At 58.4% G+C, this 373-nt stretch carries 1 protein-coding gene; it reads right to left on the bottom strand.

The genetic code is table 11. The features are described from left to right. The coding region (locus KVS69_RS18955) for an SDR family NAD(P)-dependent oxidoreductase (RefSeq protein ID WP_217539515.1) at positions 1–331 on the bottom strand (331 nt) is incomplete at its 3' end. Between the last annotated feature and the right edge of the window lie 42 nt (positions 332–373).

Raw genomic sequence — 373 nt, 5'->3', positions numbered from 1 at the left:
TCGCACAGACCTTGAGGAAATCCGCTTCCGATATGTCAGCAGTCTTGGCGATGGGCCCCAGAATGCCTGCGTTGTTGACCAGAATGCTGACGTTGCCAAATACAGCCTCAGCTTCGGCCACCACATTCTGCCAGGCGTCCCAGCTTGTAACGTCCTGCTGGACGAAGCGCACGCTCTCACCCAGCTCGGAGGCAAGTGCTTGTCCCCCCTCGGCATTGGTGTCAGTAAAAACGACCTTTGCGCCTTCCGCAACGCGACTGCGCACTTGTGGTGCACCCATGCCCTGTGCGGCACCAGTGACGATAGCTACTTTGCCCTGCAATCTACCCATCCTTCATCTCCTGAGTTTCCCGACCGTGTGGTCGCCGGTCCA

It is taken from the genome of Stenotrophomonas sp. GbtcB23 (genome assembly GCF_019091045.1).
GTDB lineage: Bacteria > Pseudomonadota > Gammaproteobacteria > Xanthomonadales > Xanthomonadaceae > Stenotrophomonas > Stenotrophomonas rhizophila_A.
Note: the sequence above shows the minus strand (reverse complement) of the source record. Positions and strands in the feature narration are given on the sequence as shown.